Origin of the sequence: Streptomyces sp. NPDC048441 (assembly GCF_043200235.1) — a bacterium.
GTDB lineage: Bacteria > Actinomycetota > Actinomycetes > Streptomycetales > Streptomycetaceae > Streptomyces.
In genome coordinates this window covers 280,715-294,608 of sequence record NZ_JBICXM010000005.1, presented here as the reverse complement: position 1 = coordinate 294,608, position 13,894 = coordinate 280,715, and the positions used below count along the sequence as shown (strand labels likewise).

The 13,894-nt window shown below is 70.4% G+C and carries 13 protein-coding genes and 2 pseudogenes; 3 read left to right on the top strand and 12 right to left on the bottom strand.

Annotated elements, in window-relative coordinates; translation table 11 throughout:
• Positions 1-35: 35 nt before the first annotated feature.
• The 5 genes from ACGFSB_RS15035 to hsaA are packed head-to-tail and all read right to left on the bottom strand — an operon-like array spanning position 36 to position 5,209.
• Complete coding sequence (locus ACGFSB_RS15035) at positions 36-1,760, bottom strand: FAD-dependent oxidoreductase (protein WP_393398586.1); 1,725 nt, start codon at positions 1,758-1,760, stop codon at positions 36-38.
• Entirely contained in the window at positions 1,757-2,260 is a 504-nt protein-coding gene (locus tag ACGFSB_RS15030; RefSeq protein WP_393398584.1) for a flavin reductase family protein, read from the bottom strand. Before ACGFSB_RS15030 ends, ACGFSB_RS15035 begins: the two co-directional genes overlap by 4 nt.
• Entirely contained in the window at positions 2,248-3,144 is an 897-nt protein-coding gene (locus tag ACGFSB_RS15025; RefSeq protein WP_393398582.1) for a VOC family protein, read from the bottom strand. The genes ACGFSB_RS15030 and ACGFSB_RS15025 overlap by 13 nt, the downstream gene beginning before the upstream one ends.
• Before the next feature lie 23 nt (positions 3,145-3,167).
• Entirely contained in the window at positions 3,168-4,040 is an 873-nt protein-coding gene (gene hsaD / locus ACGFSB_RS15020; RefSeq protein ID WP_393398580.1) for a 4,5:9,10-diseco-3-hydroxy-5,9,17-trioxoandrosta-1(10),2-diene-4-oate hydrolase, read from the bottom strand.
• Complete coding sequence (gene hsaA / locus ACGFSB_RS15015; RefSeq protein ID WP_393398578.1) at positions 4,037-5,209, bottom strand: 3-hydroxy-9,10-secoandrosta-1,3,5(10)-triene-9,17-dione monooxygenase oxygenase subunit; 1,173 nt, start codon at positions 5,207-5,209, stop codon at positions 4,037-4,039. The genes hsaD and hsaA overlap by 4 nt, the downstream gene beginning before the upstream one ends.
• 356 nt (positions 5,210-5,565) lie before the next feature.
• Between hsaA and ACGFSB_RS15010 the strand changes: the two genes are divergently transcribed.
• Positions 5,566-6,462, top strand: coding sequence for an IclR family transcriptional regulator (locus ACGFSB_RS15010; protein ID WP_393398576.1), 897 nt, complete (start codon positions 5,566-5,568; stop codon positions 6,460-6,462).
• A gap of 21 nt (positions 6,463-6,483) precedes the next feature.
• Here ACGFSB_RS15010 and ACGFSB_RS15005 read toward each other — a convergent pair whose 3' ends face one another.
• The 5 genes from ACGFSB_RS15005 to ACGFSB_RS14985 are packed head-to-tail and all read right to left on the bottom strand — an operon-like array spanning position 6,484 to position 10,824.
• Positions 6,484-7,494, bottom strand: a complete 1,011-nt coding sequence (locus tag ACGFSB_RS15005) for a 2Fe-2S iron-sulfur cluster-binding protein (protein WP_393398574.1) — start codon at positions 7,492-7,494, stop codon at positions 6,484-6,486.
• Positions 7,487-7,720, bottom strand: a complete 234-nt coding sequence (locus ACGFSB_RS15000) for a hypothetical protein (RefSeq protein ID WP_393398572.1) — start codon at positions 7,718-7,720, stop codon at positions 7,487-7,489. Before ACGFSB_RS15000 ends, ACGFSB_RS15005 begins: the two co-directional genes overlap by 8 nt.
• A 1-nt stretch (position 7,721) precedes the next feature.
• A complete protein-coding gene (locus ACGFSB_RS14995) occupies positions 7,722-8,894 on the bottom strand; it encodes a Rieske 2Fe-2S domain-containing protein (RefSeq protein WP_393398570.1) in 1,173 nt (390 codons plus the stop codon).
• Positions 8,895-8,905: 11 nt separating this feature from the next.
• Positions 8,906-9,934 (bottom strand): 4-hydroxy-2-oxovalerate aldolase, encoded by a 1,029-nt coding sequence (gene dmpG, locus ACGFSB_RS14990; RefSeq protein WP_393398568.1) that lies wholly within the window; start codon positions 9,932-9,934, stop codon positions 8,906-8,908.
• Positions 9,931-10,824, bottom strand: coding sequence for an acetaldehyde dehydrogenase (acetylating) (locus ACGFSB_RS14985; protein WP_393398566.1), 894 nt, complete (start codon positions 10,822-10,824; stop codon positions 9,931-9,933). Before ACGFSB_RS14985 ends, dmpG begins: the two co-directional genes overlap by 4 nt.
• Before the next feature lie 75 nt (positions 10,825-10,899).
• On the opposite strand from ACGFSB_RS14985, the pseudogene ACGFSB_RS14980 reads away from it, so the two are divergent.
• Both ACGFSB_RS14980 and ACGFSB_RS14975 read left to right on the top strand, forming a co-directional pair.
• Positions 10,900-11,127 (top strand): annotated as a pseudogene (locus tag ACGFSB_RS14980) (RNA-guided endonuclease TnpB family protein); the annotation flags it as partial.
• A pseudogene (locus tag ACGFSB_RS14975) lies at positions 11,118-11,339 on the top strand (hypothetical protein); the annotation flags it as partial. The pseudogenes ACGFSB_RS14980 and ACGFSB_RS14975, both read left to right, overlap by 10 nt.
• On the opposite strand, the gene ACGFSB_RS14970 reads toward ACGFSB_RS14975, so the two are convergent.
• Together ACGFSB_RS14970 and ACGFSB_RS14965 are read right to left on the bottom strand one after the other, a co-directional pair.
• Entirely contained in the window at positions 11,288-12,070 is a 783-nt protein-coding gene (locus ACGFSB_RS14970; RefSeq protein WP_393398564.1) for a 2-keto-4-pentenoate hydratase, read from the bottom strand. The pseudogene ACGFSB_RS14975 and the gene ACGFSB_RS14970 sit on opposite strands and share 52 nt — an antisense overlap.
• 142 nt (positions 12,071-12,212) lie before the next feature.
• Entirely contained in the window at positions 12,213-13,871 is a 1,659-nt protein-coding gene (locus tag ACGFSB_RS14965) for an AMP-binding protein (protein WP_393399042.1), read from the bottom strand.
• Positions 13,872-13,894 lie beyond the last annotated feature (23 nt).

Genomic DNA, 13,894 nt, shown 5'->3' with positions numbered 1-13,894 from the left:
GGTACGGAAGAGCGGAGCGGCACGGCGGCGGTACGTCAGCCGGCTGCCGCCGCGATGTCGTTGACCGCCGCCCAGCTGAACGTCATCGCAGGTCCTATCGTCGCGCCGGGGCCCGGATACGTCTCGCCCATGACCGCCGCCGAGCAGTTGCCGGAGGCGTAGAGGCCCGCGATGGGAGTGCCGTCCTCGCGGAGCACGCGCGCGTGGGCGTCGGTCACCAGGCCGCCCTTGGTGCCGATATCGCCGGGGTGCACGGGCACCGCGTAGAACGGGCCCTTGTCCAGCGGGGCCAGGTTGGGGTTGAGGAGGGTGGGGTCTCCGTAGTAGCGGTCGTAGACGCTGTCGCCTCGGCCGAAGTCCTCGTCCTTGCCGGTCACGGCGAAGCCGTTGAACCGGCGGACGGTGGCGGACAGTTGGGGCGCAACGAGCTTCGTGGACAGTTCCTCCAGGGTCGGCGCCTGGTGGAGGAAGCCGTTCTGCGCCCATCTCTTGGGGAAGGGCTGGCCGGGGAAGAGGCCCGCGAAGATGTAGCGGGCCTTGGACCTGGCGTCCAGGATCAGCCAGGAGGGGACGGTGGTCGCCTCCTCCTTGTCGGCGGCGTGCATCGCGTCCACGAACGCGTGGTAGGGCGCGGCCTCGTTGGCGTACCGCTCCCCCGCCGCGTTCACGATCACCATGCCGGGGATGCCGCGGTCGGCCACCAGGAAGAACGGCTTCTCATCGGGTGGGCAGAGCGACGGGGCGCCCCAGACCTTGTCAAGGAGGTCGGTGGCTGCGCCCAGTTCACCGGCGAGGCGCAGGGCGTCGCCGACCTGGCCCTCCGAGGCGTGGGTCCAGGCGGTGGAGGTGGGTGCCGGGAGGTGCTTCTCGCGCAGCTCCTGGTCGTGCGAGAAGCCGCCGGACGCGAGGACGACGCCGCCCTTCGCGCGGATGGCCAGGGGCTTGCCCGCCCGCGTGACGCGGATGCCGGTGACTCGGCCCGCGTCATCCTGAACCCATCCCGTGAGCGGGGTCCCGAGCCACAGGTCACCGCCGAGCTTCTCCGCCGACATCCGCAGGCGGGCGATCAGCGCCTCGCCCAGGGAGAGCAGCTTCTGCCCTGACACCAGCGCCTTCGCCGCCCGCGCGCCGACCCGCAGGGAGCGCCGCCGCCCCGCCCAGGTGCGGCTGACCATGTTCAGGAACCGGAAGTCGTACGACGTCATGGTGAGCCCGTACGTGGGCAGTCCTGCCCTGCGCATGGAGTGCCGCAGCGGGCCCAGCTTCTTGAAGTCGACGATGCACGGCTCGATGGAGCGGCCCTGCGCCATGCCACCGAGCGCCTCGGGGAAGTAGTCCGCGTATCCGGGTGTGTACATGAAGCGGACGTCGGTCCTGTCGTGGAACTCCCGGACCATGCGCGGGCCTTGCTCCAGGTAGGCGTCCCTTCGCTCGGCCGGGACGCGGTCGCCGACCGTCGCGTCGAGATAGGCGCGTGCCTTCTCGCGGGTGTCGCCGAGCCCCGCCGCGTCGAGGTGGAAGTTCCCCGGTACCCAGATCGCGCCTCCGGAGAGGGCGGTCGAGCCTCCGTAGAGCTCTGTTTTCTCCACGACCAGGGCGCTCAGGCCGCGCAGTCCCGCGGTGACGGCGGCGGCGAGACCCGCGGCGCCGGAGCCGACGATGACGACGTCGTACTCATGGTCCCAGTGGTCCCAGTGGTCCCAGTGGTCCCAGTGGTCCCAGTGGTCCCAGTGGTCAGAGTGCGTCTTGCTCATGCTCATGCGAAGACTCCGGTGGCGTAGTCGCTGCGGTAGTAGAGCAGGGGTCTGCCGTCCTCGCGGGCGGTCAGGCCTAGCACGCGTGCGGTGACTACGTAGTGGTCGCCCGCCTCGTGGATCGCGTGGGGTGCGCAGTCGAGGGTGGCCAGGGCTCCCGCGACGCGCACGGCACCGTGCGCGGACGTCTCCCACTCCACTCCCGCGAACTTGTCCGCGCCCTTGCGTCCGAGTGCGGCGCAGACGTCGCGCTGGTCATCGGCGAGGACCGAGACGCCGAACCTGCCCGCCCGCAGGATCTTCGGCCAGCTCGACGACGTCGTACCGACGCAGAGCATGACGAGGGGCGGGTCCAGGGAGAGCGAGGCGAAGGACTGGCAGGCGAGGCCGGCCGGTTCGCCGTGCTCGTCGAGCGCGGCGACGACGGTGACGCCGCTCGCGAAGCGGCCCAGCACCTCCCGGAAGCCGGCGGAGTCGGTGGATTCGGCGGAGTTCAGCCGTTCCACTGGTGTCCCCAGAAGCTGTCGGAGGTGATCTCCTTCGCCGTCCAGGTGGCCGGGTCGACGATGAGACCGTCCCAGCCGTACTCGACCTGGAAGCCGCCCGGGGCCTGTGCGTAGAAGGACACCATGTGGTCGTTGGAGTGGCGGCCGAGCGAGGACGCGATCGGGATGCCCGCCTTGTTCATGCGGTCCAGGCAGAAGCCGACGTCGTCCAGGCGCTCCACCTCGACCATGAAGTGCACGATGCCGGGCGGCAGCGCGCCCGGATAGAGGCCGAGGCTGTGGTGGCGCCGGTTGGGGCTGAGGAAGTTCATCCAGTAGAAGTCGCGGCCGGGTTCGCCGGTGGGCACGGCGGCGGGCGGCAGCTTCATGCGGTCGCGCAGCTGGAAGCCGAGGAGGTTCTCGTAGAAGTCGACGGCCGCGTCCATGTCCGGGGCGGGCAGGACGACATGGCCGAGGCCGAGGTGGTCGCCGGTCACGAAGCGGTTGCCGTACGGCGCGGCGAGCGGGGTGTGGTCCTGGGCCTGCCCCCAGTAGAGCTCCAGCGGGTTGCCCGCCGGATCGGTGCAGTGGATGAGGCCCTGGACGCGGCGTTCGGCGAGGGTCGCGTCGTCGGCGGGTTTTACGGCGATGCCTGCGGCTTCGAGTTCGGCGGCGGCCTGGGCGAGCGCGCTCGCGTCCGCCACTTCGAAGCCCGCCGCCAGGAGCCGGTCCTGGGTTCCCCCGACGAAGGAGAGGCGGCGGATCCGGTCGTCGATGCGGACGTTCAGGACCGACTCCGTGGAGTCTTCGGCCGTCACCATGCCGAGGAGGTCGAGTACGTACGTACGCCATGCGTCGAGCCCGGCGGTCTCGATGCGCAGATATCCGAGAGAGCGGATGTCCATGGGTGCGGCTCCTGCCTGGTGGCTCAGTGCGTGAAGAAGTCGATGGCGAGGCGGTTGAACTCGTCCGCCTTCTCGGTCTGCGCCCAGTGGCCGCAGTGCGGGAACACGTGCAGGCGGGCGTCGGGGATGGCCTTCAGGGCGAGGAGACCGCCGTCGAGCGGGTTGACGCGGTCCTCACGGCCCCAGGTGAGCAGCGTGGGCTGCGTGATGCGGTGGGCCTCGCGCCAGAGCATGGTGTCCTGGGGCCACTTGGCGAAGGACGCGCCCATGCGGGCGTTGCCGAGCCGGGCTTCGGGGTCGGTGGCCTGCGCGTAGCGCTCCTCGACCAGTTCCTCCGTGACGATCGAGGGGTCGTACGCGAGCGTCGTCAGGAAGGTCCGCATCTGCTCGCGGGTCGGCTCCTCGCTCAGGCTGAACTCGAAGAGCCGCTTGATGCCTTCGGTCGGGTCGGGTGCGAAGAGATTGAGCGAGATGCCGCCGGGACCCATCAGGAGCAGCTTGGCGACCTTGTCCGGGTGGCCGAGTGCCATCCGGGTCGCGGTGCCGCCGCCGAGCGAGTTGCCGATGAAGTGGGCCCGGGGGATGGCCAGTTCATCCATCAGGGCGGCGATCTTGTCGGCCGCGTAGGAGAAGAAGTCCTGGTCGGGCTCGGGCTTGTCGGATCTGCCGTAGCAGGGCTGGTCGATGAGGAGCGTGCGGAAGCGCTCGGCGAAGACGGGAAGGTTGCCGCCGAAGTTGGACCAGCCCGATGCGCCGGGGCCGCCGCCATGCAGCATGATCACGACCGGGGCGTCGGGGGACGCGGGGCCCGCCTCGTGGAAGTGCAGCGTGAGCCCGCCGGCCTTGGCGGTGCGGGAGGTGTTCTCGTACGTCACCTGCGCCGAAGTGGTGATCACAGCATCGTGTCCTGTACGTCGAGGCCGAGTGCGCTCTGCCCGAAGAGGACGAGGGCGCGCTCGGGGTCGTTGGCGGCGTGGCCGCGGCCGTTGTGGACGTCGCGCCAGGCGCGCTGGACGACGTGCGGTCCGGTGCGCATCGCGCTGCCGCCCGCGTTCTCCATGAGCAGGTCGACGGCGCCCACGGCGCGCTCGGTGGCGAGGACCTGGTCGCGCCGGGCGCGGGCACGCAGCGGCATCGGCAGCTCCTCGCCCCGCGCCGCAAGGTCGTACAACTCGCCTATATTGCGGGAGAGTTGGAGCCAGGCCGCGTCGATGTCGCCGGCCGCACGGGCGATCCGCACCTGAGCGAAGGGGTCCTCGGCGACCTGCTGTCCGTAGGAGACGCGGAACCGCTCGCGGGTGGCGGCCACATAGCCCTCGTACGCACCCTCGGCGATGCCCACGATGGGGGTCGCGATAGTGGTGGTGAAGACGGTGGCGTACGGGAGGCGGTAGAGGGGCTCGGGGTTGATCTCGTGGCCCGGCACGTCGAGGGCGGTCACGGGGCCGAAGCTGAGCGCGCGGTGTTCGGGCACGAACACGTCCTGGCAGACGATGTCGTTGGATCCCGAGCCGCGCAGGCCGACGGTGTCCCATACGTCGTCGATGCGGTACTCGGAGCGTGGCACGAGGAAGGTCCGCATGTCGACGGGGCGGCCGTCGGCGTCCGCGACCAGGCCGCCGAGCAGCGCCCAGTCGGCGTGGTCGCAGCCGGAGGAGAAGCGCCAGGTGCCGCTGATCGTGAAGCCGCCGTCGACCGCGGTGACCTTGCCGGTCGGGGCGTACGAGGAGCAGACGCGGGCCGTCGGGTCGGCGCCCCACACCTCCTCCTGGGCACGCGGGTCGTAGAGCGCGACGTGCCAGGCGTGCACGCCGACGACTGAGGCGACCCAGCCGGTGGAGCCACAGGCCTTGGCGATCTCCTTGACGGCGGCGTAGAAGAGCGTGGGGTCGGCGGCGAGACCGCCGTACGCCTTGGGCTGGAGGAGGCGGAAGAAGCCTGCCTCCGCCAGTTCCTTGACGGACGTCTCGGGCACCTTGCGTGCCGCCTCGACCTCGGCGGCGCGTTCGCGGAACGCCGGGGCGAGGGCGCGGACGGCGGCGAGGACGTCTTCGGGCTGACTCATGCGGGCCCCTTCCGGAGGGGGTGAGGTCGGGTTTCGGGTGGGTTCTTCGAGAGGGCTTCGGGTGGGTTCTTCGAGGGGGGCTTCGGGTGGTTCTTCGGGTGGGTTCGAGGAACGTACGCGCACGGTCCGGCGCCGCGAAACAGCGACTTCCCGCTGAGCGGGAAGCGCGGGAAACCCATCCGGGCCCCGAGGCCGGGCCACGGAACCGAGCCCCGGAACCGTACGCAAGATATGCCTAAAAGAAATAACTGCCTCCCGGCTCTTCCCTCCCCCGGCGAGACCGTGGCAAGGTCGCCCCGAGGCCGCCAACGCGCCCGCAATGTCGCGGATGCGCACTGTCCCGTGGGAGCTCCGCCATGCCCCAGCCGACCGTCACCGTCGCCGAGATGGCACGTGCCATGGATACGCCGACGCCACCCTCGCTCCTGGAGAAGGCCGCCCTCGTCCTCGGCGCCTTCGACGGCCCGGAGCCCCGGCTCTCCCTCACCGAGGTGGTCCGGCGCTCAGGGATTCCCCGCTCGTCCGCCCACCGCATCCTCGACCAACTGGTCCAGCTGCGCTGGCTGGACCGCGAAGGCCGGGACTACCGCATGGGGATGCGCATCCTGGAGCTCGGCGCGCTCGCCGCCCACCACAACCGGCTGCGTCGCGCCGCCATCGCCCATCTGCACGCCCTGCACGAATCGACCGGCCACCTGGTCCACCTCTCCGTGCTCGACGGCCCCGAGGTCGTCTTCCTGGAGCGGATCGGCGGCTTGGACGACACTTCCGTACCGTCCCGCCTGGGCGGCCGGATGCCCGCGCACTGCACGGCGTCGGGCAAGGCGATCCTCGCGTTCAGTGAGCCATCGGCGGCCGAGCAGGTCATCGCCCACGGGCTGCGTCCGCGCACCCCCCGCTCACTCGTCCACCCCATCGCCCTGCGCGGCGAGCTCGCGGCGGCACGCGACCGCGGGTTCGCCTGCGACCGCGAGGAGAGCGTGCGGGGCGTGGCCTGCGTGGCGGTTCCGCTGCGGGGAGCGGGGCGCGCGGTGGCCGCGGTCTCCGTGTCGGGCAAGGGACTTCACCGGGACCTGGAACGGTTCGCCCCGGCCGTCCTCGCCTGCACGCGTGCCGTGTGGCGCGAGCTGTACGGCGCCGGGCACGCCGCCCGCCGCACCGCCTCCGCACCGCCTCCGAGCAGCCGCCCCGCCGTCTCCGCACAGGCCATGGACAACATGATGGGCTGGCTGCGGACCAGCGAGTGGATGTGACCTCAGGCCCCTGACCTGACCTCACTCGTACGTGATGCCGACCCGCTCGCTCAGCGGGAGGGTCTGGCACGCCAGGACGTACCCCTCGGCCAGGTCCTCCTCGTCCAGGACCTCGTTGCGGACCATCTTCACCTCGCCCGACACCACCCGGCAGCAGCACGCGCTGCATGCGCCCTCCCGGCACGAATACGGGGCGTCGAGGCCCGCGGCGAGCATCGCGTCCAGGAGTGGCGTGTCCGGACCCCAGCTCACCTCGTGGGACGCGCCGTCGAGGCTGATCTCGGCGGTCACCGAACCGTCGGCGGCGGCGGTCACCTCCGACGCATAGGGGACGACATCGGGGACGACATCGAAGACGTCGTCGGACAGTGAGAAGTACCGCTCCCGGTGGATGCTCCGGCAGCCCGTGGCCCGCAGCGCCTGCTCGGCCGCGTCCATCAGCGGGCCTGGGCCGCACAGATAGGCGGGCCGGTTCGCGTACGGCGCGAGGGCCGGGGCGAGCAGTGCGGCCGTGGGCAGGCCCTGCAAGGTCTGAAGCCAGTGGAGCACCGTGAGGCGCCCGGCGAACTCCTCAGCGAGAGAACGCAGTTCGTCGCGGAAGATCACGGAGTCCTGGTCGCGGTTGGCGTACAGCAGGGTCACCCGGCCGCCGCCCGCGGCGAGGGCGGACTTGGCGATCGAGACGACCGGCGTGATGCCGCTGCCGCCCGCGACGAGCAGCAGGTCGGCACCCAGGTCACCGGGGGTGAAGGTGCCGGCCGGCGGGAGCACCTCAAGCTCGTCGCCGGCCGACACCCGGTCGCAGACCCAGCCGGAGCCGAGCCCTCCGGCCACCCTCTTGACCGTGACCTTCATGGGCTCCCCGGTATGCGGGGAACTGGCGAGGGAATAGCAGCGGGCGGCCCCGCCCGGGATCCGGAGCGTGAGGAACTGGCCTGGCCGGTAGGGCAGTTGGCAGTCCAGGACCAGCGAGACGGCGTCGGCGTTCTCCCGTACGACCTCGGCCACCCGCACCGTCAGCGAGCTAGCCACGGTCGGCCACCTCCAGCGCCCCGGAGGCGAAGGACTCCGCGACGCTCTCCCGCAGCGCCTCGCACGAGCGCACCTGGGCGCTCAGCTCCCCCGCGGCGACGCGCTCCCCGATCCGCGGGCAGACCGCCGCCGCCTCGTCCGTCCACTGCACCTGCGTGTGCGCGGGGCTGAACTTCTCGCACAGGACCTGGTTTCCGCAGGTCCCGCACCGCACGGGCCGCCACATGTCAGGAGCCTTCGCGACGGGCGCGCGCCGCCAGGTTCGCCTCGGCCTCGGCGCGCCAGGCCGCGTTGGCCCGCTCCGTGTCGATCTCGAACTCGAAGCGGCGCACCATCTCGTCCTTGACGTCGGCGGCATCCACGTAGAACTGCTCGTACCAGCGCCGGAGTTGGTAGACCGGCCCGTCCTCATCGGTGAGGAGCGGATTGTCGATGCGGGTCTTGTTCCGCCAGATCTCCACGTCCTGCTCGAAGCCGACCGCGAGCCCGTCTGAGGTGAGGCGCGCGGCGTCGGCGGCCTGCTCGTCGGTCATGCCGGGGAGCTTCTTGACGATCGCGCCGTACATCAGCATGAAGCTGTTCTCGTCGATGGGGTAATGGCAGTTGATGAGCACCGACTCCATCTCCACGCCGCCGCCCACGTCCGCCCAGAGTTTGTCGATCATGTAGGAGGGGCCGTAGTACGAGGCGTCGGAGCGCAGCCCGCCCTCGGCCGACAAGGTCCCGAGGTCGATGTCGGGGCGCGGGGTGGACTCCATGTACTGGGTGGCCACATGGCCGTCGAAGACGTTCCTGAAGTACTCGGGGAAGGCGTAGTGCACGTAGTAGAAGTGCGCCATGTCCACGACGTTGTCGACGATCTCGCGGCAGTTGGAGTTCTCCACGCGCAGGGAGTTCCAGGTCCAGTCGCTCCACTCGCCGCTGCCGGGGCCGTGGATGCCCTCGATCTCGGGGATCGTCACCTCGGGCGGCGGCGGATTCCCCTCCGGGTCGTTCCAGACGTACAACTGCTTGTTGCGCTCGAGGGAGTTCCACGCCCGCGTCCTCGCACGCGGCGGCACGCGCCGGGCGTACGGGATTCCGGCGCACCGCCCGTTCCCCGCCCACCGCCAGTCGTGGAACGGGCAGGCCACGGCGTCGCCCTTGACCGTGCCGTGGGCGAGGTTGCCGCCCATGTGCGGGCAGTAGGCGTTGAGGATGTGCAGCTGTCCGTCGTCCTCCCCCTGGAAGACGACGAGCTTGGTGCCGAACGCCTCGATCTCGTGCGGCTGGCCGTCTCTGAAGGATTCGGCGAGCCCGATGCAGTGCCAGCCGCGGGCGAACCGGGCGGGCGGGGCGGCGGCCTCGATGACGCGGACGTCTTCGGTGGCCCGCATTCTCTCGGTGTGCGATACAGACATGGGTCCTCCCCCTACTTTCCCGCCGCCAACTCGACGGCTATGTCGATCAGTTGGTCCTCCTGGCCGCCGACCAGGCGCCGCTCCCCGGCCCGCAGCAGGATGTCGGCACCGGAGACTCCGTACCGCTCGGCCTGGCGATAGGCGTGCTTGAGGAAACTGGAATAGACGCCCGCGTGGCCCATGAGGAGGGACATCCGGTCGAGCAGGCACTCGTCGTCCATGACGGGGCGCACGACGTCCTCGGCCGCGTCGATGATCTTCAGTACGTCGATGCCGGTGCGGATGCCCATCTTGTGGCAGACCGCGGCGAACGCCTCGACCGGCGTGTTGCCCGCGCCCGCGCCGAGCCGGCGGGTCGAGCCGTCGATCTGGCGGGCCCCGGCGCGGACCGCCGCCACCGAGTTGCCCACCCCAAGGCCGAGGTTCTCGTGCCCGTGGAAGCCGACCTGCGCGTCGCCGCCGAGTTCGGCGACGAGGGCGCCGACCCGTTCGGTCACGTCGTCCATCACCATCGCGCCCGCCGAGTCCACGACGTACACGCACTGACAGCCCGCGTCCGCCATGATCCGGCCCTGCGCGGCCAGCTTCTCGGGCGTCGTGGAGTGCGCCATCATCAGGAAGCCGACGGTCTCCAGGCCCATCTCCCTCGCCAGACCGAAGTGCTGCGGGGAGATGTCCGCCTCGGTGCAGTGCGTGGCGATCCGGCAGACGCTCGCGCCGTTGCCGTGCGCCGCCCGGATGTCGTCCTTCACGCCGAGTCCCGGCAGCATCAGGAACGCGATCCTTGCCTGCTGTGCCGTATCGACGGCGATCTTGATGAGCTCCTGCTCGGGCGTCCTGGAGAACCCGTAGTTGAAGGAGGACCCGCCGAGCCCGTCGCCGTGCGTGACCTCGATGACGGGGACACCCGCGCCGTCGAGCGCGCCGACGACGGACCGCACGTCCTCGCCCGTGAACTGGTGCCGTTTGGCGTGCGAGCCGTCGCGCAGCGAGGAGTCGGTGACGCGGATGTCGAGCGCCTCGGAGTACGGACCGTTCATGCCTGCATTCCCTTCGCGAACTCCTCGCCGACCTTGGTGGCGGCGGCGGTCATGATGTCGAGGTTCCCGGCGTAGGGCGGCAGGAAGTCGCCCGCGCCCTCCACCTCCAGGAAGATCGCGACGCGCGCCATCCCGCCGTTCATGGGCGACCCATCGTCGAACTGCGGCTCGGTGCGCAGCCGATAGCCCGGTACGTAGGTGGCGACGCTCTCCGCGATCTCCTTGATGGAGAGTGCGATGGCGTCCCGGTCGGCGTCCTGCGGTATCGCGCAGAAGACGGTGTCGCGCATGATCACGGGTGGCTCGGCGGGATTGAGGATGATGATCGCCTTGCCGCGCTCGGCGCCGCCGATCTCCTCGATGCCGCGCGAGGTGGTCCGCGTGAACTCGTCGATGTTGGCGCGGGTTCCCGGCCCCGCCGACACGGAGGCGACGGACGCCACGATCTCCGCGTACGCGACCGGGACGACGCGCGAGACGGCGTACACCATGGGGATGGTGGCCTGCCCGCCGCAGGTGATCATGTTGACGTTGTCCTGGTCGAGATGCGCGGTGAGGTTCGCGGGCGGCACGACGGCGGGGCCGACGGCCGCGGGCGTCAAGTCGATGGCCTTGATGCCGAGTTCGGCGTAACGGGGGGCGTTGGTCCGGTGGACGTACGCGCTCGTCGCCTCGAACACGATGTCCGGCGTCTCGTCCCGCTCCAGGAGCCAGTCGACGCCTTCGTGGCTTGCGGCGATCCCCATCTTCCGGGCCCGCGCGAGCCCTTCGCTTCCGGGGTCGACGCCGATCATCCAGCGCGGCTCGATGTACGCGGACCGCTGGAGCTTGTACATCAGGTCGGTTCCGATGTTCCCGGAGCCGACGATGGCGGCGGTCGCCTTCTTCACCGGATTCCTCCGAGGATGCCCCCCAGACGACGTAAGAGCTCTCAACTGTCATACCTCCCGGTTAGATTGGCTGTCATGACGACGGAACCGAAGAAAACGGAGGAGACCGGGCATGCCCGGTACACCTACCGTCTGCGGCTGTCGTCTTCGGCCCGTTCCGCGCTGTGCGCGGAATGGGCACGGTGCCGGTGGATCTGGAACGAGTGCGTTGCCCGTTCGAAGAAGGCCCATCAGGACGAGGAGAAGTGCGGACCGGCGCGGCTGGACAAGATGCTGACCGAGGCCCGCGCCGCGGGGCCGTATCCCCCAGGGATAAGAACTCCGCACGCGTGATGCTGGTCCGGGCTGGTCTCAACCCGGCTGGTGCTGATCGTGTAAGAGCTGCCGGACCGCCGGTCCGCAGCCGCCGTGAGCCAGGAATCCCCCTCCGTCAGGAGGGGGAGGATTCAAAGTCATACGTACCTCAGCAGAAAGAGAGGGAGACGGCGCCGAGCCCGGTGAACTCGGCGGTGTAGGTGCGGCCGGCCTCGACGTCGACCGCCCGCGTGCAGGAGCCGGGCAGCACGACATGCCCCTTGCGGAGCGGCACTCCGAAGCGCGCGACCGTACGGGCCAGCCAGGCCACGGAGGCGGTCGGGTCCCCGAGGACGGCGTCACTGCGCCCCTCGGCGAGCGTGTCCTCCCGGCAGGTCAGCCGGGCCTCGATGGCCCGCAGGTCGAGCTCGCGCGGGTCGCGCCCTTCCCCGATGACGTATCCGGCGGACGAGGCGTTGTCGGCGATCGTGTCGGCGATCGTGATCCGCCAGTCGGCGATCCGGCTGTCGATCAGCTCGAGCGCGGGCACGACGCGCTCGGTGGCGGCGAGCACATCGGCCACGGTGCAGTCCTCGCCGGGCAGATCGTCACCGAGTACGAAGCCGACCTCGACCTCGACGCGGGGCGCGCAGTAGCGGGCGACCGGCACGGGGTGGCCTTCGGTCAGCTCCATGTCGTCGAGCAGGTGGCCGTAGTCCGGCTCGTCGACGCCCATCATGCGCTGCATCACCGGGGACGAGAGGCCGACCTTGTGCCCGTTGACGCGGGCGCCTCCGGCGATGCGCCGCCGGATGTTGATCAGCTGGATCTCGTACGCGTCCTCGGTGCCGATCCCCGGAAAGACACCGCCGAGCGGTGCGACCGGCGTCCGGCTGTGCTCGGCGGTCCGCAGCATCGCGGCGGCGTCCTGCCTCCGGTGGTCCGTGAGCATGGTGGCTCCTCCAGGGGCTACGGGGGATGAGCGATGGATGATGAGCGATAGGTGACGGGTGATGGGTGATGGGTGATGGGCCCGACCGTAGGTCGCACCGCCCGGCGCCCGGGAGCCCGGAATCCCGCTGAGCGGGAATTCCTCACCGCTCCTCGCCCCTCGCCACGCGCCGCAGCTCCCCCTTGAGCAGTTTGCCGCCCGCGTTGCGCGGCAGCTCGGGGACGATCACGAATCTCCGCGGCACCTTGAAGTTGGCGAGCCGTTCCCTTGTCCAGGAGGTGAGTTGATCTGACGTCACGTCGGACGTCACGTCTGATGTCACGTCTGATGTCACGTCTGATGTCGTGTCTGATGTCGTGTCTGATGTCGTGCCCGACGTCATGACCACGAACGCGACTCCCACCTCCCCGAGCCGTTCGTCGGGCGCCCCCACCACCGCCGCGTCCACGATCGACTCGTGCCCGAGCAGGACGTTCTCCACCTCCGCCGGGTAGGCGTTGAAGCCGCCCACGACGTACATGTCCTTGAGCCGGTCGGTGATGGAGAGGTACCCCCGCTCGTCCAGGACGCCGATGTCGCCCGTGCGCAGCCAGCCGCCGTCGATCACGGCATCGGCGGTGGCCGCCGGGTCGTCGAGGTAGCCGAGCATGACCTGGCCGCCGCGCACCTGCACCTCGCCCTGCTCCCCGGCGGGCAGTGCGTCACCTGTCGGGGATGCGATACGCACTTCGGTCCCGGGTGTCGGTACGCCGACCGTGTGCGCCAGCGTCCACGCGTCCGCGTCCGTCGGGCAGACCGTGACGACACCACCCGTCTCGCTCAGGCCGTACGCCGTGAAGACCTGCGCGGCGCCGAGTTCGGTGCGGATCTCCTCGACGAGCGCCGTCGGGACGGTGGCCGCCCCGGTGCCCGCGAGGCGCAGGGCCGACAGGTCGTACGCGTGCCGTCGGGGGTGATGGATCAGGCCGTGGAAGACGGTGGGGGGTCCCATCAGACAGGTGACCCGCTCCCGCGCCATCCGCCGCAGGATGCGGTCGGCGTCGTACACCTCCTCGGGAAGCATCGTGACCCCGCGCAGCAGACAGCCGATGATGCCGGCCTTGTAGCCGAAGGTGTGGAAGAAGGGGTTGACGAGGAGGTAGCGGTCGCCGGGCGCGAGGGTGACCGCGTCCGTCCACTCCTGGTAGGCCTGGATGTTCTGGCCGTGGGTCATCATCACACCCTTGGGGCGGCCCGTCGTACCCGAGGTGTAGATGATGTCGGAAAGGTCGTCCGGGCCGACGGATGCCGTGCGCGCGGCCCGTTCCTCCTCGGTGGTCCACTTCCCCAGGCGCAGATACTCGTCCCAGGCGAGCGTGCCCGCCCCCGCCTCCCCACGCAGGACGACCGTGGAACGCAGTGCGCCCAGGTCCTCGCCGGACTCGTGCAGCATCGCCACGTAGTCGTTGCCGAGGAAGCCCCGTTCGGTGAAGAGGACGGTGGTGCCGCTGCGCCGGATGATATCGGCGGCCTCGGCGGCCTTGTAGCGCGTGTTCACCGGGACGAGGACGGCTCCGACGCTGACCGCGCCGAGCGCTGCCGTGATCCACTGACGGCTGTTGGCCGCCCAGAGGGCGACGCGGTCCCCCGGGCGTATGCCGTGCGCGATGGCCGCGCGTCCCGCGGCGGTGATCTCCGCGCACAACTGCCGGAAGTTCCAGCGCACTTGACCGTCGGCCAGGGCTTCGAGAGCTCCGTACGCGGCTGCCGCGTACTCCGGCAGCCGGGCGAGTGTCGTGGGATGCGTCGTGGGATGCGTCATGTGCGGTGCCGGGGGCGGCACTT